General features: G+C 71.2%; 20 protein-coding genes. 8 read left to right on the top strand and 12 right to left on the bottom strand.

Annotated features, from left to right (window positions below; genetic code table 11):
- Nucleotides 1–141: 141 nt before the first annotated feature.
- Nucleotides 142–477: a hypothetical protein gene (locus AC069T_RS36980; protein WP_478786922.1), complete on the bottom strand. Its 336-nt coding sequence runs from the start codon at nucleotides 475–477 to the stop codon at nucleotides 142–144.
- Nucleotides 474–602, bottom strand: a complete 129-nt coding sequence (locus AC069T_RS36975; RefSeq protein WP_476753758.1) for a hypothetical protein — start codon at nucleotides 600–602, stop codon at nucleotides 474–476. The genes AC069T_RS36980 and AC069T_RS36975 overlap by 4 nt, the downstream gene beginning before the upstream one ends.
- A gap of 361 nt (nucleotides 603–963) precedes the next feature.
- Here AC069T_RS36975 and AC069T_RS36970 point away from each other — a divergent pair, with 361 nt between their 5' ends.
- Nucleotides 964–1,833 (top strand): helix-turn-helix transcriptional regulator, encoded by an 870-nt coding sequence (locus AC069T_RS36970; protein ID WP_476753759.1) that lies wholly within the window; start codon nucleotides 964–966, stop codon nucleotides 1,831–1,833.
- Between the two features lie 31 nt (nucleotides 1,834–1,864).
- Here AC069T_RS36970 and AC069T_RS36965 read toward each other — a convergent pair whose 3' ends face one another.
- From AC069T_RS36965 to dnaK, 7 genes are all read right to left on the bottom strand, one after another.
- Entirely contained in the window at nucleotides 1,865–2,908 is a 1,044-nt protein-coding gene (locus AC069T_RS36965; RefSeq protein ID WP_478786921.1) for a helix-turn-helix transcriptional regulator, read from the bottom strand.
- A 307-nt stretch (nucleotides 2,909–3,215) separates the two neighbouring features.
- Nucleotides 3,216–3,476: a hypothetical protein gene (locus AC069T_RS36960; protein ID WP_478786920.1), complete on the bottom strand. Its 261-nt coding sequence runs from the start codon at nucleotides 3,474–3,476 to the stop codon at nucleotides 3,216–3,218.
- Between the two features lie 224 nt (nucleotides 3,477–3,700).
- Nucleotides 3,701–4,816 carry a sugar ABC transporter substrate-binding protein gene (locus tag AC069T_RS36955; RefSeq protein ID WP_478786919.1) on the bottom strand — a complete coding sequence of 372 codons (1,116 nt, stop codon included), beginning with the start codon at nucleotides 4,814–4,816 and terminating at the stop codon, nucleotides 3,701–3,703.
- A gap of 350 nt (nucleotides 4,817–5,166) precedes the next feature.
- Nucleotides 5,167–5,622 carry a heat shock protein transcriptional repressor HspR gene (locus AC069T_RS36950; RefSeq protein ID WP_476753763.1) on the bottom strand — a complete coding sequence of 152 codons (456 nt, stop codon included), beginning with the start codon at nucleotides 5,620–5,622 and terminating at the stop codon, nucleotides 5,167–5,169.
- Between the two features lie 7 nt (nucleotides 5,623–5,629).
- On the bottom strand, nucleotides 5,630–6,814 hold the full coding sequence (dnaJ, locus tag AC069T_RS36945) for a molecular chaperone DnaJ (protein WP_478786918.1): 1,185 nt from the start codon (nucleotides 6,812–6,814) through the stop codon (nucleotides 5,630–5,632).
- A gap of 33 nt (nucleotides 6,815–6,847) precedes the next feature.
- Complete coding sequence (gene grpE, locus AC069T_RS36940) at nucleotides 6,848–7,531, bottom strand: nucleotide exchange factor GrpE (RefSeq protein WP_478786917.1); 684 nt, start codon at nucleotides 7,529–7,531, stop codon at nucleotides 6,848–6,850.
- The gene (gene dnaK, locus AC069T_RS36935) at nucleotides 7,528–9,372 is read right to left on the bottom strand and encodes a molecular chaperone DnaK (protein WP_358850791.1); all 1,845 of its coding nucleotides are present in this window, start codon (nucleotides 9,370–9,372) and stop codon (nucleotides 7,528–7,530) included. Before dnaK ends, grpE begins: the two co-directional genes overlap by 4 nt.
- A 436-nt stretch (nucleotides 9,373–9,808) precedes the next feature.
- Here dnaK and AC069T_RS36930 point away from each other — a divergent pair, with 436 nt between their 5' ends.
- From AC069T_RS36930 to AC069T_RS36905, 6 genes are all read left to right on the top strand, one after another.
- Complete coding sequence (locus AC069T_RS36930; protein ID WP_478786916.1) at nucleotides 9,809–12,091, top strand: (Fe-S)-binding protein; 2,283 nt, start codon at nucleotides 9,809–9,811, stop codon at nucleotides 12,089–12,091.
- Between the two features lie 177 nt (nucleotides 12,092–12,268).
- Nucleotides 12,269–13,720 carry a hypothetical protein gene (locus AC069T_RS36925; RefSeq protein WP_478786915.1) on the top strand — a complete coding sequence of 484 codons (1,452 nt, stop codon included), beginning with the start codon at nucleotides 12,269–12,271 and terminating at the stop codon, nucleotides 13,718–13,720.
- Between the two features lie 260 nt (nucleotides 13,721–13,980).
- Complete coding sequence (locus tag AC069T_RS36920) at nucleotides 13,981–15,450, top strand: FG-GAP repeat protein (protein ID WP_478786914.1); 1,470 nt, start codon at nucleotides 13,981–13,983, stop codon at nucleotides 15,448–15,450.
- A gap of 80 nt (nucleotides 15,451–15,530) precedes the next feature.
- Nucleotides 15,531–15,719, top strand: coding sequence for a hypothetical protein (locus tag AC069T_RS36915; RefSeq protein WP_478786913.1), 189 nt, complete (start codon nucleotides 15,531–15,533; stop codon nucleotides 15,717–15,719).
- A 277-nt stretch (nucleotides 15,720–15,996) separates the two neighbouring features.
- Entirely contained in the window at nucleotides 15,997–17,454 is a 1,458-nt protein-coding gene (locus AC069T_RS36910; protein ID WP_478786912.1) for an FG-GAP and VCBS repeat-containing protein, read from the top strand.
- 26 nt (nucleotides 17,455–17,480) lie between these two features.
- The gene (locus tag AC069T_RS36905) at nucleotides 17,481–18,482 is read left to right on the top strand and encodes a Yip1 family protein (protein WP_478786911.1); all 1,002 of its coding nucleotides are present in this window, start codon (nucleotides 17,481–17,483) and stop codon (nucleotides 18,480–18,482) included.
- A 73-nt stretch (nucleotides 18,483–18,555) separates the two neighbouring features.
- Here the strand turns inward: AC069T_RS36905 and AC069T_RS36900 are convergent, their stop codons facing one another.
- Complete coding sequence (locus AC069T_RS36900) at nucleotides 18,556–19,941, bottom strand: FAD-binding oxidoreductase (protein ID WP_478786910.1); 1,386 nt, start codon at nucleotides 19,939–19,941, stop codon at nucleotides 18,556–18,558.
- A gap of 200 nt (nucleotides 19,942–20,141) precedes the next feature.
- Between AC069T_RS36900 and AC069T_RS36895 the strand changes: the two genes are divergently transcribed.
- Nucleotides 20,142–20,498, top strand: coding sequence for an immunity 51 family protein (locus AC069T_RS36895; RefSeq protein WP_478786909.1), 357 nt, complete (start codon nucleotides 20,142–20,144; stop codon nucleotides 20,496–20,498).
- Between the two features lie 3 nt (nucleotides 20,499–20,501).
- Here AC069T_RS36895 and AC069T_RS36890 read toward each other — a convergent pair whose 3' ends face one another.
- On the bottom strand, nucleotides 20,502–21,011 hold the full coding sequence (locus AC069T_RS36890) for a phosphoribosyltransferase (protein WP_478786908.1): 510 nt from the start codon (nucleotides 21,009–21,011) through the stop codon (nucleotides 20,502–20,504).
- A 20-nt stretch (nucleotides 21,012–21,031) separates the two neighbouring features.
- Nucleotides 21,032–21,607 (bottom strand): dCTP deaminase, encoded by a 576-nt coding sequence (dcd, locus tag AC069T_RS36885; protein ID WP_478786907.1) that lies wholly within the window; start codon nucleotides 21,605–21,607, stop codon nucleotides 21,032–21,034.
- Nucleotides 21,608–21,760: the final 153 nt, after the last annotated feature.

Here is a 21,760-nt window from a genome sequence, read left to right as displayed (position 1 = left end):
CCCCCCCCCCCCCCCCCCCCCCCCCCCCCCCCCCCCCCCCCCCCCCCCCCCCCCCCCCCCCCCCCCCCCCCCCCCCCCCCCCCCCCCCCCCCGCTGCCGGGGGGAAGCACCTGCGCGATCTACAACGACGGGGGAATCGCGTCAGGCACTGCGGGGGGTGGCTGAGATGGTCCGTACAGCCGGGGTCTCCGGCTCGACCAGCTGGTGGTCACGCTGGTCCAGATTCACAAAGATCATGCCGTACCGGATGGCGCACCGTACTGGCTGCGGCGCCCCCCGAGGCCGCCGCAGACACCGGAACGCCCGGACGTCGTCGTCGTCGTCCCGGGTGACGACCACCGGCTCCCCGAAGACCGTCACCATCAACGAGTCACCGCTGTGGGGGATGGCGGTGGCCAGGTCGATGAAGTGCCAGCCGGAGCGGTAGGCGGTCGCCATCTCCCGGCGGAAGGAACGGTCGTCGGGTGGGATGGTCATGCCGCCACGCCCTTGGGGGAACCGACGCTCCACGAGAGGTCCCCCTGCACGCTGCTCCAGGACAGATCCGGCGGGGCGATGCTCCAGGACAGGTCGCCGGGCACGGCGTCGGTCGTGCTGGACACGTGTGCATTGGCAGGCTCACTGCTCCAGGAAAGGTCCAGGGCGCTTGCGGCACTGAAGACCATCCCAGCGGAGAGGGCGACAGCGAGCACCGAGCGAACCATTCTCTTGCACATAGTCGGCTTCGTCCTCACTTCCTTGGATACTCTCCCCCGCCGTCCTCCAAGACGATGGCTCATTCAGTCAGGCAAACACCACAGGGTCGATGCATCATGTTCCTGCACGTTCAGGACCCTGGGGGGTGGAGCTTTGCCTACAAAGAACTCACATCGGACACATCCTCATGCCGAGACTGAACTGTGCGACGAGGGCAAGCGTCTTTATGCCACCGCGCTGCGCTCGGGGCGCATCGCGCGGAAGGAGGTGGAACCCGCTCCCTGCCTGATGGAATTCGCGCTGCTGCACCCCGATCCGGACGACCCCCTGTGGCTGCGGCCGGTACCGCCGGCGGCCGCGCTCGCCCAGCGCCTGCACCCCATAGAGCGGGAGATCCAGGAGCGTAGGAGCCTCGCGGTGGAGTTGACCGACTCCTTCGAGCCATTCATGGCCATCACCGCCCAGGACCCGCCGACCACGCACGCCATCACCGTGCTCGAAGGCATCAACCGGATCAACTCGGCGATCGAGGTCGCGATGGCCGAGTGCCACTCGGAGATCCTCACCGTCCAGCCGGGCGGCGGCCGCAGCGAGCACTCCCTCATCGAGGCCCTGGAGCGCGGCCGGGCGGTCATCGCCCGCGGCATCACCATGCGCACGCTCTACCAGCACACCGCGCGGCACAGCCAGGGCACGCTGGCCTACGCGGAGCACATGACCAAGGGCAACGTCGAGATCCGCACCCTCGAGGAGCTCATCGAGCGGCTGATGATCTTCGACCGCACGGTGGCGTTCATCCCGGCGCGCGGCGACGGCCAGATGGCCCTCGAACTGCGCCACCCCGGCCTCGTGGAGTACCTCGCCAAGGTCTTCGAACAGCTCTGGGCCCGCGGTGTCCCGCTCCTGGAGGAAACCCCGTACGCGCCCCCCACCGACGGCATCACGGGCGTCCAGCGCTCCATCGCCAAACTGCTCGTCGAGGGCCACGTCGACGAGGCCATCGCCCGCCGCCTCGGCATGAACGTCCGCACCTGCCGCGCCCACATCGCCAAGCTCGCCGCCGCGCTCGGCAGCGGCAGCCGCGCCCAGCTCGGCTTCCTGATCGCCCAGTCGGGCATCCTGGACCCGGACCACTGACCGCCCCCGGTGCGAGGGCCCGTCCCGGGGCTCAGCGGGCCGTGGGCGCGTCCCGGCCCGGCGCGGCGACCGGGAGCAGCTCCGCCGGGTCCGCGGCCCGCGGCGGCCCGTCGAGGCCCGCCTGGGCGATGCGCACCCCCAACTGCGTGCGGCTGGCGGCGCCGAGGGTCTCGGAGAGCCGCGCGATGTGCGCCCGGCACGTGCGGACGCTGATGCCGAGACGCTCGGCGACCACGGCGTCCTGGTGGCCCTCCGCGAGCAGCGCCGCGATCGAGCGCTCCCGGTGCGTGATGCCCTCGATGCCCGTGGAGGGCAGCGCCGCGGCCAGCGGGATGCCCAGCCGCCAGAGCCGCTCGAAGACCGTGACCAGGTAGTCCACCAGGGCCGGGTGGCGCAGCTCCAGGGCGATCGTGCGGTCCGTGTTCGCGGGGATGAACGCCACCTTGCGGTCGAAGACGATCAGACGCTCCACGACCTCGTCGAGCGTGCGGGCCTCGGCCGCCTCCCCCATCAGCTCCATGTACGTGTGCAGGCCCTGCCCGTGCCGCGCCACATGGGTGTACAGGTCGCGCATCCGGACCCCGCGCCGACGCAGCCCCAGCGCCCGGTGCAGGCCCTCGGACAGCTCGTCCTCACGGCGGATGCCGCCCGGCTGCACCGTCAGCACCTCGGTGCGGCACGCCTCGGTGGCCTCGTCCATCGCGGCCCGGATCCGCGGCAGTCCGTCGAGCACCCGGATGGCGACGCCCTCGGCCGGCGCCCGGACGCGTCCGCCGAGCCCCGCGTACCACTCGAAAGCGGCCACCGCGTCGCCCACCCGCGCCTGGCTCGCGGTGACTTCCTCGTACATGCCCCGCAGCAGCCGCGTCATGACCTCCTGCGGCGACGTCGGCACCAGCCAGCCCATGTCGTCGGGGTCCGGGTGCAGCAGCGCCAGCTCCAGCAGGCACGGCACCGCGTCGGCGTCCGAGCGCAGCACGCGACCGCGCCGTACGGCCCGGGAGTACACGCGGTCCCCGGCCTCGCACAGCCGGTCAGCACCGTGCGGATGCGTGTCCGTCCCGTGCCCCGCCATCTCCCACCCCTGGCTCCAAACTCCTGGCTCCAGCGTCTTGCGCGATGCAACGCCTCGGCGTCTTCCGCAGCGACACTATGCGCGGCCCCGTCCGCCATCGCAACACGCCTCTTCCCGCCGCCTGCCCCCGATCGCCCCGACACGTCGGTACATATCCCCACCTCCGCAACGGACTCCTGCAACAAGCTGACCGGGCCGGTCCCGCACCGGCCCGCACACCGGCCCGCACGCCCGGGTTCCGCTCAGGCCGCGGAGTGGCCGGATCTCTACGCCGGGCGAGGTGCGGGGCGGGGACCGGGTACGGGCGTCAGGACGCCGGCGCGAAGACGAAGAAGCCGTCCTCGGTGCCGGGGCAGCCGTACCGGGAGGCGTCGTCGAACAGCGGCAGGTGGTCGGCCGGGAGGCTCGTGGCCAGGGCCTCCTTCGTGCGCGCGTCGACCGCGACGACGGTGTCGTCCTCGGTCGTGCCGTACAGCACCGAGTCGTCCGCCGAGAACCGGAGGGGTGTCAGCGGCTTCTCACCGGCTCCCTGGGCCCAGAGCTGTCTGCCGGTCGCCGCCTCCCGCACGGGTCACGGTCTCCTCGGTCGGCCCGTCGGACTCGGTCGTCCCGGACGTGCCGACGGCGAGGGCGGGAGCACCGTACGCAGGCGCCCTCCGCGCACGGAGTCGTCCCTGAGCCGCCCACCGCCGGGGAGTCCCGTTCGTCCGGCTCCCGACCACGGGGGCGCGGGCGACTTCACAGAATCTCCGCGCGCGCACGGCTCAGGCCTGGTTCAGGCCCGCCCCCGGGTCAGCCCTGGTTCAGGCCGATCGCGGAGCAGTCCGCCTTGAACTTCGACGTGCAGATCTGCTTGACCGTGTAGAAGCCCTCCTCCACGACGGTCTCCCTGATGTTCTTCTTGGTCAGGGCGACCACGGGCACCAGCTGGGCCGGGACCTTCTTCGTGGTGGGGCTGTCGACCGTGTCGCGGGTGAGGGCGTCGAACTCGATGGAGCGGCCCTGGACCTTCGCGACGGCCATCTGGGCGGCGGCGCTGGCCTCCTGCGGGTACGACTTGTAGACGCTCATGAACTGGTCGCCCGAGACGATGCGCTGCACGGCGGCCAGTTCCGCGTCCTGACCGGTGACCGGCGGGAGCTTGCCGGCGCCGGTCTCCTTCAGGGCCTCGATGACGGCGCCCGCCATGCCGTCGTTGGCGGAGTAGACACCGGCGATGTTGTCCAGGCCGATGGCCGTGATGGCCTCTTCCATGTTGGCCTTGGCGTTCTCCGGCTTCCAGTCCTTGGTGTCGTACTTCCTGGCGATGACCACCTTGCCCTGGAGCTCGGACAGCGCGCCCGCCTTGAACTGCGCGGCGTTCGGGTCGGTGACCGAGCCGTTCATCATGACGATCTTGCTGGTGGCGGCGCCGGGGCCCAGCGTCTCCACGAGGGCCCGGCCCTGCACCTCGCCGACGAGCTCGTTGTCGAAGGAGATGTACGCGTCGATCGGCCCCTGCGCCAGACGGTCGTACGCGATGACGGGGATGCCCGCGTCCTTCGCCTTCTGCACGGCGCTCGCGATGGACTTCGAGTCCACCGCGTCCAGCAGCACGACGTCGACCTTGTCGGCCACCATCTGCTCGAGCTGGCTCTTCTGCCTGGCCGCGTCCTGCTCGGCGTTGGCGTACTCGACGCGGCCCTTGTCGTGGGTGAGCTCGGCGACCTTCTTCTCGATGATGGGGTGGTCGAACTTCTCGTAGCGAGAGTTCTCCTTCTCCGGAAGGAGCAGACCCACCGTGATGTCGTCGCCCTTCTTGGGGCCGGCGGAGCTGCCGTCGCCACCACCGATGCCGTCCACGACACCGCAGGCGGCGAGCGGGGCGGCCAGGGCAAATGCGCCCAAGGCTATGGCAGTACGACGCATACGGATTCGGGTGTTCACTTGATGTGCCTTCCGGACGAGGCCGCAGCTTTGCGACCAGGTGGCTGAAAGCCAACGCGGCGATCACCGCAGCGTCAAGGAGTAACCACTTAACGAGATGACAACGGCCTGGTGTGTGTGGCGTGTGAAGGTACCAACTCCCAGGACGTGCGGGAACGTTGCACCCTCTCCACCTCGTGGAACTTCCGGGCGCCCGCGCCGCGACCTCCGACCGTCACGGAACGTGGCCGCACGCATACGTTTTCCGCCATGCGGGGTGAGGCGCGGCAGGCAGCCGAAGGGGCCGGGGAGGTGAGCACCTCCCCGGCCCCTTCGCACGCGCTCGCGCCGGCCTACTGCTCGGACGACCGCTTGGGCCGCCACACCACCAGCGCGCTGGTCTGCTGGACGTCCTGGTACGGCACCAGGTCCCGGCGGTACGAGGCGTGGACGGCCGCCTCGCGCTGCCGCATCGCGGCGGCGGCTCCGTCGAGGGCCGCCTCCATCTCCGCGACCCGGGACTGGAGCGCGGCGACCTGGTTCTCCAGCTCGATGATCCGCTTGATGCCCGCCAAGTTGATGCCCTCGTCCTGCGACAACTGCTGGACGGTGCGCAGCAGTTCGATGTCGCGGGCCGAGTAGCGCCGGCCCCGCCCGGCCGTGCGGTCGGGAGAGACCAGGCCGAGGCGGTCGTACTGACGCAGGGTCTGCGGGTGCAGACCGGAGAGCTGGGCCGCCACCGAGATGACGTAGACCGGCGTCTCCTCGGTCAGTTCGTACGGGTTCCGTCGACGGCCGATTCCGTCCATGGCGTCCTCATGCTCCCTTCGCGGCCTGGAACAGCTCCGCCCGCGGATCCTCCTCCGCGGTCGCCTCGCGATACGCCTCCAGCGCGTCGCGAGCCTTGCCCGAGAGATCCGTGGGGACGGCGACCTCGACGGTGACCAGCAGGTCGCCGCGGGTACCGTCCTTGCGGACCGCGCCCTTGCCCCGCGCCCGCATCGTGCGGCCGTTGGGCGTGCCCGGGGGCAGCTTCAGGGTGACCGGGGGCCCGCCCAGCGTGGGCACGCGCACCTCGCCCCCCAGCGCCGCCTCCGGGTAGGTGACGGGCACCGTGACGGTGAGGTTGTCGCCCTTGCGGCCGAAGACCGGGTGGGCGTCCACGTGCACGACGACGTACAGGTCGCCGGCGGGGCCGCCCCGTTCGCCCGGGGCTCCCTTGCCGCGCAGCCGGATCCGCTGGCCGTTGCTCACACCGGCCGGGATGCGGACCTGCATCGTGCGCGACGACTTGGCCCGGCCGCTGCCCCGGCAGACCTCGCAGGGGTTCTCCGCGATCAGGCCGCGGCCCTTGCAGTCGGGGCAGGGGTCGGTCAGCGAGAAGCCGCCGCCCGACCCGCGGGCCACCTGGCCGGTGCCGACGCACGTCGGGCACACGCGCGGTGTGCCGTTCGCGTCGCCGGTGCCCGAACAGGCCTTGCAGGGCGACTGGGAGGACATGCGCAGCGGGACCGTCGCGCCGTCCACCGCCTCCGTGAAGCTCAGCGTGACCTCGGACTCGATGTCCTGGCCGCGCCGCGGCTGGGTGCGGGCGCCCGTACCCGCGCCGCCGCGGTTGAACAGGCCCCCGAAGACGTCGCCTATGCCGCCGCCGAAGCTGCCGCCCGCCGCCGTACCGCCCTGGGCGCCGCCTCCGAAGAGGTCGCCCAGGTCGAAGTTGAAGGAGCCGCCGCCGGCGCCGGGACCGGGCCGGAAGCCGCCGTTGCCGAAGAGGGCGCGTGCCTCGTCGTACTCCTTGCGCTTCTTGGTGTCAGCGAGGACGTCGTTCGCCTCGGAGATCTCCTTGAAGCGCTCCTCCGCCTTCGCGTTGCCCTTGTTGGCGTCCGGGTGGAACTCGCGGGCGAGCTTCCGGTACGCCTTCTTGATCTCGGCCTCGGTGGCGTCCTTGGGGACGCCGAGAACCTTGTAGTAGTCCTTCTCGATGAAGTCCTTGGTGCTCATCCCCGACGTCCCTCCTCCCTCTTCCGTACAACGTCAGCCCTCGTCCGGGCCACCGCTCTCCTTGTCGTCGGCCGTCTCGGCGGACTCGGCGGACTCGGCTGAGTCCTCCTTGGCCGGCTGCGCCCCGGGCTGGGGTTCGGCCACGGCCACCCGCGCGGGGCGGATGGTGCGCTCGCCGATGCGATACCCGGGCTGAAGGATCGCCACGCACGTCGTCTCGGTGACGTCCGGCGCGTAACTGTGCATCAGGGCCTCGTGGATCGTCGGGTCGAAGGGCTCGCCCTCCTTGCCGAACTGCTGCAGGCCCATCTTCGCCGCGACGGTCTCCAGCGACTCGGCCACCGACTTGAAGCCGCCGACCAGTTCGCCGTGTTCCCGTGCGCGGCCGATGTCGTCGAGTACGGGCAGGAGCTCGGTCAGGAGATTCGCCACGGCGACCTCCTTGACCGCGACCCGGTCGCGCTCGACCCGGCGGCGGTAGTTCTGGAACTCGGCCTGGAGCCGCTGGAGGTCCCCCGTGCGCTCGGTGAGCGCGCTGCGGGCCTGGTCCAGCTGGGCCGTCAGGCCGGCCACCTGTGCGGTTGCGTCCCCGTCCGGGGCCGCCGCCGCCTCCTCCTCCTCGGGGGAGGCGGCGGCGGCCTGCGGCTCGGCGTCGTCTGAGGTGGCGCCGGAGGGGACGTCAGGCTTCTCTTCGAAACCCGGGGTCTCCTCCGTCACGCGGCACCGTCCTTGCGCTCCTCGTCGACGATCTCGGCGTCGACGACGTCGTCGTCAGCGGCCTTCGGCTGCTCGGCACCCTCGGCGCCACCGGCCGCCTGCGCGGCGTTGGCGTCGGCGTACATCGCCTGGCCGAGCTTCTGGGAGACGGCGGCGACCTTCTCCGTGGCCGTACGGATCTCGGCGGTGTCCTCGCCCTTGAGCGCGGCCTTCAGCTCCTCGATGCCGGCCTCGACCTCGGTCTTGACCTCGCCCGGGACCTTGTCCTCGTTGTCCTTGAGGAACTTCTCGGTCTGGTAGACGAGCTGCTCGCCCTGGTTGCGGGTCTCGGCGGCCTCGCGGCGGGCGTGGTCCTCCTCCGCGTACTTCTCGGCCTCCTGGCGCATCCGGTCGACCTCGTCCTTCGGCAGCGAGGAGCCGCCGGTGACGGTCATCTTCTGCTCCTTGCCCGTGCCCAGGTCCTTCGCGGTCACGTGCATGATGCCGTTGGCGTCGATGTCGAAGGCGACCTCGATCTGCGGGACGCCGCGGGGGGCCGGCGGCAGACCGGTCAGCTCGAACATCCCGAGCTTCTTGTTGTACGCCGCGATCTCGCGCTCGCCCTGGTAGACCTGGATCTGCACGGACGGCTGGTTGTCCTCGGCGGTGGTGAAGATCTCGGACCGCTTGGTCGGGATCGTCGTGTTCCGCTCGATGAGCTTGGTCATGATGCCGCCCTTGGTCTCGATACCCAGGGACAGCGGGGTCACGTCGAGGAGCAGGACGTCCTTGACCTCACCCTTGAGCACACCGGCCTGCAGGACGGCGCCGATGGCGACGACCTCGTCCGGGTTGACGCCCTTGTTGGCGTCCTTGCCGCCGGTCAGCTCGCGCACGAGCTCCGCGACGGCCGGCATACGGGTGGAACCGCCGACGAGCACGACGTGGTCGATCTCGGACAGCTGGATGCCGGCGTCCTTGATGACGTTGTGGAACGGGGTCTTGCAGCGCTCCAGCAGGTCGGCCGTCAGCTGCTGGAACTGAGCCCGGGTGAGCTTCTCGTCCAGGTGCAGCGGGCCCTCGGCGGACGCGGTGATGTAGGGCAGGTTGATCGAGGTCTCGGTGGACGAGGACAGCTCGATCTTGGCCTTCTCGGCAGCCTCGCGCAGACGCTGGAGAGCCATCTTGTCCTTGGAGAGGTCCACGCCGTGGCCGCTCTGGAACTGCTTCACCAGGTAGTCGACGACGCGCTGGTCCCAGTCGTCACCACCGAGGTGGTTGTCACCGTTGGTGGCCTTCACCTCGACGACGCCGTCACCGATCTCCAGCAGCGACACGTCGAAGGTGCCGCCACCGAGGTCGAAGACGAGGATCGTCTGGTCGTCCTTGTCGAGCCCGTACGCCAGCGCGGCGGCGGTCGGCTCGTTCACGATGCGCAGGACGTTCAGGCCGGCGATCTCGCCGGCCTCCTTCGTGGCCTGACGCTCGGAGTCGTTGAAGTAGGCCGGGACGGTGATGACCGCGTCCGTGACCTTCTCGCCCAGGTAGGCCTCGGCGTCGCGCTTCAGCTTCTGCAGGATGAAGGCGCTCATCTGCTGCGGGTTGAAGTCCTTGCCGTCCAGGTTGATCTTCCAGTCAGTGCCCATGTGGCGCTTGACCGAACGGACCGTCCTGTCGACGTTCGTGACCGCCTGGCGCTTGGCGACCTCGCCGACGAGCACCTCACCGTTCTTGGCGAAGGCGACGACGGACGGCGTGGTCCTGGCGCCCTCGGCGTTGGTGATGACGGTGGGCTCGCCGCCCTCCAGAACGCTGACGACGGAGTTAGTCGTGCCCAGGTCGATGCCGACCGCACGTGCCATGACAATTCCTCCAGCTGACATTGAGTGGAACGGACTCAAGTGTGCATCACTCCCGCCGCGTGGTCAACAGAGCTGAGTCGGGCAGACTCAGCTCTTATCCGTTCCTTACGCGCAACGAGGGCGTGAGCTGGGGCTTTGTGAAGAGATCGGCGAGCAGGGGCCGCGAAATCCGACACCGGGTGCCCGGGGACCACACGCCCATGCCGGGAGAGAATGCCGCAACAGGGCGCGAATGGCAGGATCCGGTTGTACCGGGCGAGCCGCGGCCCGGCCGCTCCGGGCGGCGCGCCGCCGTGAGGCAAGCCTCAGCGACGCAGATCACCGCCCGCCTGGCTACAGTGCGGCGCTAGAAATGGGTAGTCTCAGACGGACTGCATAAGTTACCGCTTAGTAATCACTTTCGAAGCACCACCTCGCAGGCCCGAGGAGCCCCCGAATGCAACTCGCCGCGATCATCGTGTCGCTGGTCCTGACCGTGGTCGGCGTCGCGCTGCTCGCACGCGCCATCGGCCAGTTCGTCCGGCACTTCAAGCTCGGCCAGCCCGTCCCCGCGGGCACCCGGACCGACAACCCCTACCAGCGCAGCGTGACGCTGGTCAGGGAGTTCCTCGGCCACACCCGGATGAACCGCTGGGGCGTCGTGGGCGTCGCCCACTGGTTCGTGGCCATCGGCTTCCTGACGCTGCCGCCGACGATCGTCAACGCCTACGGCCAGCTCTTCCAGGCCGACTGGACGCTGCCCGTCCTCGGCGACTTCCTGCCGTACGAGCTGTACATCGAGTTCATCGGCACCATGACGACGCTCGGCATCGTCACGCTGATGGCCGTCCGGCTGCTGAGCCTTCCCTCGCGTCCGGGACGCAAGTCCCGCTTCGCGGGCTCCAAGATGGGCCAGGCGTACTTCGTCGAGTACGTCATCTTCACCATCGGTCTGGCGATCATGATCCTGCGCGGCCTCGAGGGCGCGCTGCACGGCGTCGACCACTACGAGGCCGCCTACTTCACCTCGTACCCGCTGGTCCTCCTCTTCAAGGGCCTCGGCGTCACGACGCTGCAGAACCTGGTCTACCTGTTCGCGATGATCAAGCTGGGCACCACCATGATCTGGATGATCACGGTGAGCCTGAACACCAACATGGGTGTGGCCTGGCACCGGTTCCTCGCGTTCCCGAACATCTGGTTCAAGCGGAACGCGTCCGGCGCGACCGCCCTCGGCGGGCTCCAGCCGATGACCAGCGGCGGCAAGCCGATCGACTTCACCGACCCCGGCGACGACGACGTCTTCGGCGTCTCCCAGGTGGAGCAGTTCTCCTGGAAGGGCCTCCTCGACTTCTCGACCTGCACCGAGTGCGGCCGCTGCCAGTCGCAGTGCCCCGCCTGGAACACCGGCAAGCCCCTCTCCCCCAAGCTCCTCATCATGTCGCTGCGCGACCACGCGCACGCCAAGGCGCCGTACCTGCTGGCCGGCGGCGGCAAGGACATGGAGGGCAACGAGAAGGCCTCGGCCGAGGCGCTGAAGGACGTGCCCGCCGCCGCCCTCGCGGAGGCCGAGCGCCCGCTGATCGGCACGCTGGAGGAGAACGGCGTCATCGACCCGGACGTCCTGTGGTCCTGCACCACCTGCGGCGCCTGTGTCGAGCAGTGCCCGGTCGACATCGAACACGTCGACCACATCGTCGACATGCGCCGCTACCAGGTGATGATCGAGAGCGCGTTCCCGTCCGAGGCGGGCACGATGCTCAAGAACCTGGAGAAGAAGGGCAACCCCTGGGGGCTGGCCAAGAAGCAGCGCCTGGAGTGGACGAAGGAGGTCGACTTCGAGATCCCGGTCGTCGGCCGCGACATCGAGGACCTGACCGAGGTCGAGTACCTGTACTGGGTCGGCTGCGCCGGCGCCCTGGAGGACCGGGCCAAGAAGACCACCAAGGCCTTCGCGGAGCTGCTGCACATGGCGGGCGTCAAGTTCGCGATCATGGGCGGCGACGAGAAGTGCACCGGTGACTCCGCCCGCCGCCTCGGCAACGAGCCCCTGTTCCAGGAGCTCGGCATGGAGAACGTGTCCGCGCTGAACATGGCCTTCGGCGAGGAGACGGACGACGAGGGCAACGTCACCGCCGAGTCGAAGAAGCCGAAGTCGGCGAAGAAGATCGTCGCCACCTGCCCGCACTGCCTCAACACCCTCGGCAACGAGTACCCGCAGCTCGGCGGCGACTACGAGGTCATCCACCACACCCAGCTGCTCCAGCACCTCATCGACGAGGGCAAGCTGCTGCCGGTGACCCCGGTGGACGGTCTGATCACCTACCACGACCCCTGCTACCTGGGCCGGCACAACAAGATCTACACGCCGCCGCGCGAGATCATGTCGGCCGTCCCGGGCCTGCGCCAGCAGGAGATGCACCGCCACAAGGAGCGCGGCTTCTGCTGCGGCGCCGGCGGTGCCCGGATGTGGATGGAGGAGCGGATCGGCAAGCGCATCAACAACGAGCGCGTCGACGAGGCCCTGTCCCTCAACCCGGACATCGTCTCCACCGCCTGCCCGTTCTGCCTCGTCATGCTGACCGACTCGGTCAACGGCAAGAAGAACGACGGCAAGGCCAAGGAGTCCGTCCAGGTCGTCGACGTCGCCCAGTTGCTGCTCGACTCCGTCAGGACACCGGTCGACCCGGCGGGTCCGGCCGAGACCGAGAGCACGCCGGAGCCCGAGCCCGTCAAGTGACGGCCGGATCCGCCGCGTAGCGGCCGCACCACGTTCGGCCTCCGAAGCACCCCATGTCCCCGGCCCGCCCGGGGACATGGGGTGTTCTCGTCGATGCCGGGCCGCGCGTCCGCCCGTACAGGGCCATCATGTGCGGGTCGGGGCGGTGCACCGTCGTCGAACGATCCTGGAGTCGCATTGACACACCTGCGTGCCGTGCTGGTCCTTGCCGTGGTCCTCACCGCCGCCACCGGGTGCGGCGCGGACGAACCCGCCTCCGAGCGCCCCGCCCACGGGCGCCCCTCCGCCGGGAAGCCCGCCGGACACCCCGACCCCGGCGACTTCAACGGCGACGGGTACGACGACTACATCGACTACGTCCAGGCGAAGTCCCCCGGCGAGAAGGAGTACAACGGCACTCTGATCGTCGTCTACGGCTCGAAGCAGGGCCTCAACCCCGCCTGGAACAGCCGCACCCGCGCACCCCGGGGACAGGAGGGACTCCTCTCGGTGCCGCTGCGGGCCGACCTCGACGGGGACGGCTTCACCGACCTGCTGGGCAGCCACGGCGACGACGCGGCCGACGCGCGGGCGTTCGCGATGTTCGGCGGCCCGCGGGGCCTCGGCGCCGCCCGCGTCCTGGACCTGCCGCGCGGCTTCCGCCCGCTGGCCGCCGCCGACTTCGACGGCGACGGGTCCGTGGACCTGCTCGACGGCGGCCGGGGCGGCACCGGAGACACCGGCTCCCGGGAGCCCGGCACCGACGGCTCGCTCCAGTACGGGCCGTTCGACCGCGCCGGCACACCGCGGCGCCAGGCCGTCCTCGACCTCGACCAGCACGGTTACGCCGCGCCGCAGACCGCCACCACCGGCGACTTCGACGGCGACGGCCGGGCCGAGGCCGTCCTCACGTACTCCTACGACGCGGAACAGGACGACTCCGCCCCGGCCGGACTGCACGACATCGGCTACTACGAGGGCGGCGAGCGGGGCCTCGTGCGCGACACCCGCCAGGAGGACCGCATCGGCCGGGCCGTGTCCACCTTCGACGGCCCGCGCACCCCGGGGACCGGCGACGCGGACGGTGACGGCACCGACGACCTGCTGCTGCCGACCCAACTGCCCGTCGCCCCGGCCGACATGCCGCGGACCGGCGGCGCGCTGACGATCCTGTACGGCGCCAGGTCCGGCCTCGGCACAGGACGCCCCGAGACCGTGATCGGCGACCGCACCGGCGACCGCCGGCCCGTCGGCTTCGGCGCGGAACCGGCGGTGGGCGACGTCGACGGCGACCGCAGGCCCGACGTCGTGGTCCTCACCCCCGGCCCGCGCGGTCACGACGGCGAGGTCACGCTGCTCCCGGGCGGGGAGCGCGGAGTGCCCTCCGCGGCCGGCGAGCGGTCGGTGGGCCCCGGGACCGACGGGCTGCCCGGCACCCCGAACCCGCACGGCTGGAACGCCTTCGGGCACCGGCCGCCGCTGCTCGACGTCGACGGCGACGGCCACGCGGACGCGGTCGTCTTCGGCCCGCGGTACGAGAAGGGCGGGGGCGCGTTCCTGGTGCTGCACGGCTCCGGCGCCGGCTTCGACCCCGAGCGCGCGCGGATGTTCACGCCCGGCGACCTCGGCCTGCGGGTGCGGCCGCTCTAGATCCGCCCCGACCTGCCTGCCGGCCAACGTGGTTCAGGTGCGCCGGGCACGGCTCCCATGACGTGCGCCCCACCACCTGCGCCCCACCACGCGCAGAAGTTTTCCGCATCCACGTACAACCCTTGCGCCCCAGCACGTGTCTCCTGTTCGCCGACCGCCCCGTGACGCCCAGGACAACTCCAGGCAAACGCGGGCGACGCGCACCCCATTGACTGCGGACGCCCGCCAGGCGTCCCCCGCATGCCGCAGGAGAATCCCGCATGCACAAGCACCTGAGAATCGCCCTCGCGACGGCCGCCGCGGCCACGCTGACGGGCGGTCTCCTCACCTTCACGACCACCACGGCCCTCGCCGCGGACTCGGTCCACCACCACGAGGCGGACTTCAACGGCGACGGTTACGGAGACACCGCGTTCTCCGCGGGCAACTCCACCGTCGGCGGCAAGAAGGAAGCCGGTCAGATCGTCGCCCTGTACGGCTCGGCGAACGGCGTCACCGCCACGAGCCGCACGACGGTCAGCCAGGACACCACGGGCGTCCCGGGCTCCGCGGAGACCGGCGACCACTTCGGGCTCGGCGCGTACGGCGACTACAACGCGGACGGTTTCGACGACCTCGCCGTGTCGGCCGCGTACGAGGACGTCGACGGCGACACCGACGGCGGCACCGTGCTCGTCCTGTGGGGCTCCTCCCGCGGCCTCACCGGCGGTACGACGATCAAGGACCCGGCGGTCTCCTCCCACGACCGCTGGGGCAAGACGCTCGCCGCGGGCGACTACGACGGCGACGGCAAGGACGACCTCGCGGTGGGCTCGTCCGCGAGCACCGTCTACGTCTTCAAGGGCGGCATCACCGCCTCCGGCGGCTACGGCGCCCGCGCGACCGTCAAGCCCCCGATCCAGTCGGGCGGGGTCACCGGCCCGCTCAACCTCACCGCGGGCGACGTCAACGGCGACGGCAGGACCGACCTGGTCGTCGACGGCTACGAGACCGACAGCGAGTCCGGCTGGAACACCAACTACTACCTCCCCGGCTCGGCCTCCGGCCTGGTCTCCTCCGGCGCGGTGGAAATCAAGCGGGGCGTCATCACGGCCATCGGCGACGTGAACGGCGACGGCTTCGGCGACATCGTGACCGGCCAGGACTGGGACCCGTCCAACGACGGCACCCCCTCCGTGCCCGAGTCGGTGACCGGCGGCAAGGTCCACATCATCTACGGATCCGCGAGCGGCCCGGCGTACACGGAGGCCGTGAGCCAGGAATCCGGTGCCGTGCCCGGCGAGTCCGAGCGCGGCGACTGGTTCGGCGGCGAGCTGTCGCTCGGCGACGTCAACGGCGACGGCTACCAGGACCTGGCCGTCTCCGCGATGGGCGAGAACCTGAACGGCGTCGTGAACACGGGCGCGGTGACCGTCCTGTACGGTTCCGCCTCCGGTCTCGACACCGCCGCGGCGTCGCAGTACTTCGCCCAGTCCACGGCCGGCGTCCCCGGCTCGGACGAGAAGGACGACTACTTCGGCTCCGAGGTCAAGCTGACCGACGTCACCCACGACGGCCACGCGGACCTGCTGGTCGGCGCGCACGGCGAGAACGACTTCAACGGCGCACTCACCTACCTGCCCTCCGACGGCACGAAGATCACCACCACCGGTGCGCGTTCCCTGGCACCGTCCTCGGTCGGCGTATCGACCGACGGCTACCCGGTGTTCGGCGCCAACGCGGCCAACTAGGGCCTGTCCGAAACCTATTTCCCCGCTCGTCGGGCCCGCGCCGCCCCCGGCGCGGGCCCGACCTGTCCCCGGAGCCCCGCATGCGTCTGCGCACCACCACGGCCCTCGCCGCCCTCCTGGCCGCGGGGGTCGCCCCCGTGGCCCTCTCCGCCCCCGCCTCCGCCGCCACCGGCCCCTACACCGCCGACTTCTCCGCCTGCTACGGCCCGAGCGCCTTCGCCATCCCGACGGCGTACGACCCGAGCCTCGGCACCGTCCTGGTCGGCTGACGCCACGGCACGCCGGCACCGCGGCCGGCCGGCACCGCGGCACAGGGCGCGTTCGCCGGGACGGCGGGGGCGTGCCCGACACGGGGGTACGGCGGATACGGCGGGCCCGGGCCCGCCGTGTCGTGGGCCCGCCGTGTCGTGACGCATCCCGCGCCTGCCGTGAACTCGCTGTGAACCCCGGCGCAACCCCCGGCGCCTCTCGGCAGTCACACGAGTGCCCTCGCAGTTCCCGCAGTTCCCGCAGTCCCCGCAGTCCCCGCAACCCGTTGGAGCCCCCGTGCGCATACGGACGTACGCCACAGCAGTCACCGTCGCCGCGGCGGCCACCGCCGGACTGACGCTCGCGCCGCCCGCGACCGCCGCCGCACCCAGGCCCGTCACCAGCGACTTCGACGGCGACGGCTACGCGGACCTCGCCGTCGGCGTGCCGACCGCAACCGTCGGCGGACAGCCGCAGGCCGGATACGTCAGCGTCGTCTGGGGCGGACCGCGGGGCCCCGGCTCGGCGGGCACCACCCGGGTCAGCCAGTCGGGAGCCGCCGTCCCCGGCACCCCGGAGAAGGGCGACCACTTCGGTGCCGCCGTCACCGTGGCCGACGCGAACGGCGACGGCACGGCCGACCTGCTCGTCGGCGCCCCCGGCGAGGACGTCACCGGCGCCGGGACGGACGCGGGCACCGTCGCCGTGATCCGCGGGGCGCGCGGCGGCCTCGGCACCGGGGCCACCGTCCTGAACGGCCCGGCGGCCCAGGCGGCGTACGGGAGTTCCGTCGCGGCGGTCGACCTCACCGGCGACGGCACCACCGACGTGGCCGTCGGCGCGAAGGACAAGGTCGTGCTGAAGGCGGGCGGCGGCGCCACGACGACCGTGTTCACCGGCGCGATGGGCGGCCGCGCGCCCGTCCTCACGACCGGCGACTTCGACGGCGGCGACGACGGCGTCGCCGATCTGGCCGCGGGCTACTGGTCCACCACACCCTTCACCCAGTCCCACGTACGCCTGTGGAGCTGGTCCCCCGAGGAGAAGTCGCTCGCCAACATCTGGAACACCGACAACGCGGGCGTCACCGCGCTGGCCGCCGGCGACTTCGACGGGGACGGCCACGACGACCTCGCCCTCGGCGAGTGCCGGGAGATCGCCGACGAGAACGTGGACGACCCCTGCGGTCCCGAGGAGATCGCCGCGGGCGGCGGCATCCACGTCCACTACGGCGCCGGCGTCCCCGGAAACTTCGGCCACCGCCACCAGACCCTCAACCAGGACACCGTCGGCGTCCCGGGCGTCGCCGAGACCGGCGACCGCTTCGGCGCCTCCCTCGCCGCCGCCGACATCGACGGCGACGGCCGCGACGACCTGATCGCGGGCGCCCCCGGCGAGGCCATCGGCGACCGCGCGAAGGCAGGCGCCGCGACGCTGCTCCTGGGCGGCGCGAACGGCCTCCTGGACGCGTCCGGGCAGGCCCACTCGGTGGCGTACCAGCAGGACACCCCGCGCGTCCCGGGCGTCGCGGAGACGGGCGACGCCTTCGGCGCCGCGGTCGCGACCGGTGACTACGATCACGACGGCGCACCCGACGTGGCGGTCGGCTCCCCGGGCGAGAACGGCGGCTCGGGCGGCGTCTGGGTGCTCCCGTCGGCCTCGGCGGAAGGCTCCCACGCCTTCACCCCCACCGGGTTGGGCCTGCCCGCCGCGTCAACCGCGCTCGCCTACGGGAAGACCCTGAGCAGCCACTGAGACCAGGCCCGTTGGCCCCTTAGGGGATGTCACAGCTCGGCCGCAAAGCCGGGTCCGATGCCCCGGGCCCGGCACGTCACTCTCCGGGAACAGGTACGTTCGATTACGTGGCTGGATTCAGGATCGGACGCGGCCGGGACAACCGCACCCCGCAAGGGCGACCGCAACAACAACCGCGGCAGGAGCCGTACGGACAGCAGGCCCCCCAGGGGCAGGGCGCGCCGTACGGCTATCCACCCGCGCCGCAGCAGCAGTACGGCGGACAGCCCTACGGCGGTCAGCCGAACGGCGGAGGGTGGCCGCAGGGCGCCCCCGGCCAGGGCGAGCCGGAGTACTTCGGCGACGACGGCCGGCAGGGCTACCAGCAGGGCCCCGACCCGTACGCGGCCAACCAGCCGGGGCACACCCAGGCCTTCGCGATCGGCGAGGACCCGTACAGCCAGGGCGAGACCTACCGCGCGGGACAGGCCCCGGCCGCGCCGGTCGGCCCGCGCCTGCACTGGAAGGGCCTGCTGCGCGGGATCGTCCTGCGCCCCGCGCCGACCTTCCTCCACATGCGCGACTACGCGATGTGGGGCCCAGCGCTCGGTGTCACGTTCGTCTACGGCCTGCTCGCCGTCTTCGGCTTCGACGGCGCCCGCGAGGACGCGATCAACGCGACGCTGTCGAACGCGGTACCGATCGTCCTCATCACGGCCGTGGCGATCGTCCTCAGTACGTTCATCCTCGGCGTGGTCACCCACACACTGGCCCGCCAGCTCGGCGGCGACGGCGCCTGGCAGCCGACGGTCGGCCTCTCCATGCTGATCATGTCGATCACGGACGCCCCGCGTCTGGTGGTCGCCATGTTCTTCGGCGGCGACGCCTCCTTCGTCCAGCTCCTCGGCTGGGCGACGTGGCTGGCGGCCGGTGCCCTGCTCACGCTGATGGTGTCCCGCTCGCACGACCTGCCCTGGCCGAAGGCGCTGGGCGCGTCCGCGATCCAGCTGATCGCGATCCTGTCGATCATCAAGCTGGGCACGTTCTGACCGGACCCCTGTCCTGACCGGACCCCTGTTCTGGCCGGACCCCCGTTCTGGCCGGACCCCCGTTCTGGCCGGCTCAGTCCGCGGGGGCCGGCTCGATGTTCTGGTTGGCGTGGAAGAGGTTGTGCGGGTCGTAGGCCCGCTTGACCGCCGCGAGCCGGGCGTAGTGGTCGCCGTAGGTGGTCCTGACCCGGTCCTGGCCCTCGTCGGCGCCCAGGAAGTTGACGTACGCGCCGCCCAGCGAGTGCGGATGCAGCTCCGCCCAGTAGTCGACGCACCACTGCCTGATCGTCCCGGCCCTGGCGGGGTCGGGATCGACGCCGCCGACGATGCCGGACCAGACGGCGTTCCGGTGGGTCCACGCGGTCTCGTCCTCGCCCACCCGCCCGGCGGCCCCGTCCACCGGGTACAGGTGCATGGTCGACAGTGGGGTCGGCAGGCCCTCCGCGTACCTGGCGTGCACGTCGATGGCATCGTCGGTGATCCGGTCGAAGAGGTCGCCGCGCCAGTACCACTGGAGCCCGGCGGGGATCAGCTGGTCGAACATGGTCTGCACCGCGGGGTACGGCATCGGCGCCGTGAAGTGGAAGACGGGCGGCCCGGGCTCGCTCACGGGCGCCAGCATCTCCTCCACGCGGTCCGGGTCCCCGCTCCAGCACCACACCACGCCGCACATCCGCTGCCCGTGGATCTCCTCCGGGAACGGCGGTCCCGACGGCACGGCGAGCACCGCGAAGAACCCGCTCAGGTCGTCGGGCGCCTGCGGCAGGAACGCGCGGTACCACCGCATGACGTCCTGGATGCTGTCGAGGGTCCACAGGGTGATCCCCAGCGCGACGGTGTGCACCGGGTGCAGCCGGAAGGTGAAGGAGGTGGCGACGCCGAAGTTCCCGCCGCCGCCGCGCAGCGCCCAGAAGAGGTCCGCGTGCTCCCGCTCGCTCGCGGTGACGAACCCGCCGTCGGCGAGCACCACGTCCGCGGAGAGGAGATTGTCCACGGTCAGGCCGTACTTGCGGGTGAGGTGACCGTGTCCGCCGCCGAGGGTGAGGCCCGCGACGCCGGTCGTGGACATGATGCCGGTGGGGGTGGCCAGGCCGAAGGCGTGGGTGGCGTGGTCGAGGTCGCCGAGGGTGGCGCCGCCGCCGGCCTGGGCGGTCTGCGTCACCGGGTCGACGCGCACCCCGCTCATCGGTGACAGGTCGATGGTGACGCCGTCGTCGACCAGACACAGCCCGGCGCCGCTGTGCCCGCCGCCGCGTACGGCCGTCTCGAGACCCCGGTCCCGGACGAAGTCGACCGCCGCCATGACGTCTCCGGCGTCCCGGCACCGCACGACGGCGGCCGGGCGCCGGTCGATCATGGCGTTGTAGACGGTGCGGGCCATGTCGTACCCGGAATCCTGCGGGGTGATGACGGGAGCGCGCAGGGCGGTCCGCATCGCCTCGAGTGTGCTGGCGTCCATGGCGAGCGCCCTCCCTCGCGGGGACCGCGGCACCGTCGTGAGCCGCCGGTGCGGATCGCACATCACGGGGCCCGGTCGGACGCCACGGGGCTGACCACTCCAGCGTCTCGCCGCGTGCCCGCCCGCGCATCTCCGCACCGGAGGGGGCTCAGCCGACCGGGCCGGAGGGAGTGTCAGAGGTGACCTCTATGGTCGGCCCCATGACTGATCGTGAGACGTTCGCGCCCCTGGTGTTCTTCGAGTACGACCACGCCCCCGGCACCTACTGCCTGATGCTCCCCGACGCCGCCATGGGCGGCGTGTCCGGGGTCTTCGAGGAATCGGGCCACGAGTGCAACGGCTACGCGTGGGAGGGCGTGGCCAGGTCGGCCATGCGCACGCGTGCGCCGGAAGTGGCGGACCTGGTCAAGTACGACCCGGAGGCGGGCATGTTCATCGCCTACGGCGCCGACCCGGCCGCCCTGCAGACCCTCGGCGCGCTCCTCCGGGAGGCGATGGGGGACCGGGCGCTGCTGAAGCGGTTCATCGAGACCGGCGACCCGGCCTGGTTCGACTGACGCTCAGAGCGCTTCCGTGTTCGGCCTGGCCGCTTCTCCTGACCTGTGCACGGGAGGGAGCACGCTCCACGGGAAGTTGATCCACTCGTCGGTGCGCTTCCACACGTACTCGCACTTCACGAGGGAGTGGGACTTCTCGTAGATGACGGCGGTGCGGACCTCGGCGACGGCGTCCACGCAGAAGTCGTGCACGAGCTTCAGCGTCTTGCCGGTGTCGGCGACGTCGTCCGTGATCAGGACCTTCTTGTCGGAGAAGTCGATCGCGTTGGGCACGGGGGCCAGCATGACCGGCATCTCGAGGGTGGTCCCGACGCCCGTGTAGAACTCCACGTTGACCAGGTGGATGTTCTTGCAGTCGAGGGCGTAGGCGAGACCGCCTGCGACGAAGACACCGCCGCGGGCGATGCTGAGCACGATGTCGGGCTGATAGCCGTCGTCGGCGATGGTCTGGGCGAGTTCGCGCACGGCGACGCCGAACCGCTCGTAGGTCAGGTTCTCCCGCACGTCACCCATGCTCTGCCCGTCGCTCCCGCTCACACCTGGGTCCGGTGGAAGTTGAGGAACGACCGGGAGGCGGTCGGCCCGCGCTGACCCTGGTAGCGGGACCCGTACCGGTCGCTGCCGTACGGGAACTCGGCCGGGGAGCTGAGCCGGAACATGCACAGCTGCCCGATCTTCATCCCGGGCCAGAGCTTGATGGGCAGCGTCGCGAGGTTGGACAGCTCCAGCGTCACGTGCCCGGAGAAGCCGGGGTCGATGAAACCGGCGGTGGAGTGGGTGACGAGCCCGAGTCGTCCGAGCGAGCTCTTCCCCTCCAGCCGCGAGGCGAGGTCGTCGGGGAGCGAGACGACCTCGTACGTACTGGCCAGCACGAACTCGCCGGGGTGCAGGATGAACGGCTCGTCGCCGTCGGGCTCGACGAGCCGGGTGAGGTCCGCCTGCTCGACGGCGGGGTCGATGTGGGGGTAGCGGTGATTCTCGAACACCCGGAAGTACCGGTCGAGCCGCACGTCGACACTCGACGGCTGCACCATGGTTTCGTCGTACGGATCGATGCGGACCCGTCCGGCGTCGATCTCGGCCCGGATGTCCTTGTCTGAGAGAAGCACGTCCCGAGGATACGCAAGGCGGGGGGGGGGGGGGGGGGGGGGGGGGGGGGGGGGGGGGGGGGGGTTTTTTTTTTTTTTTTTTTTTGTTTGTGTTGCTCCGTCTGTGGTGCGGGCGGGGGGTGGGGGGAAACCGGGAGGGGGGCGACCCCCCAC

The organism is Streptomyces sp. NPDC043867, assembly GCF_056435845.1.
This window is presented reverse-complemented; position numbering and strand designations above follow the sequence as displayed.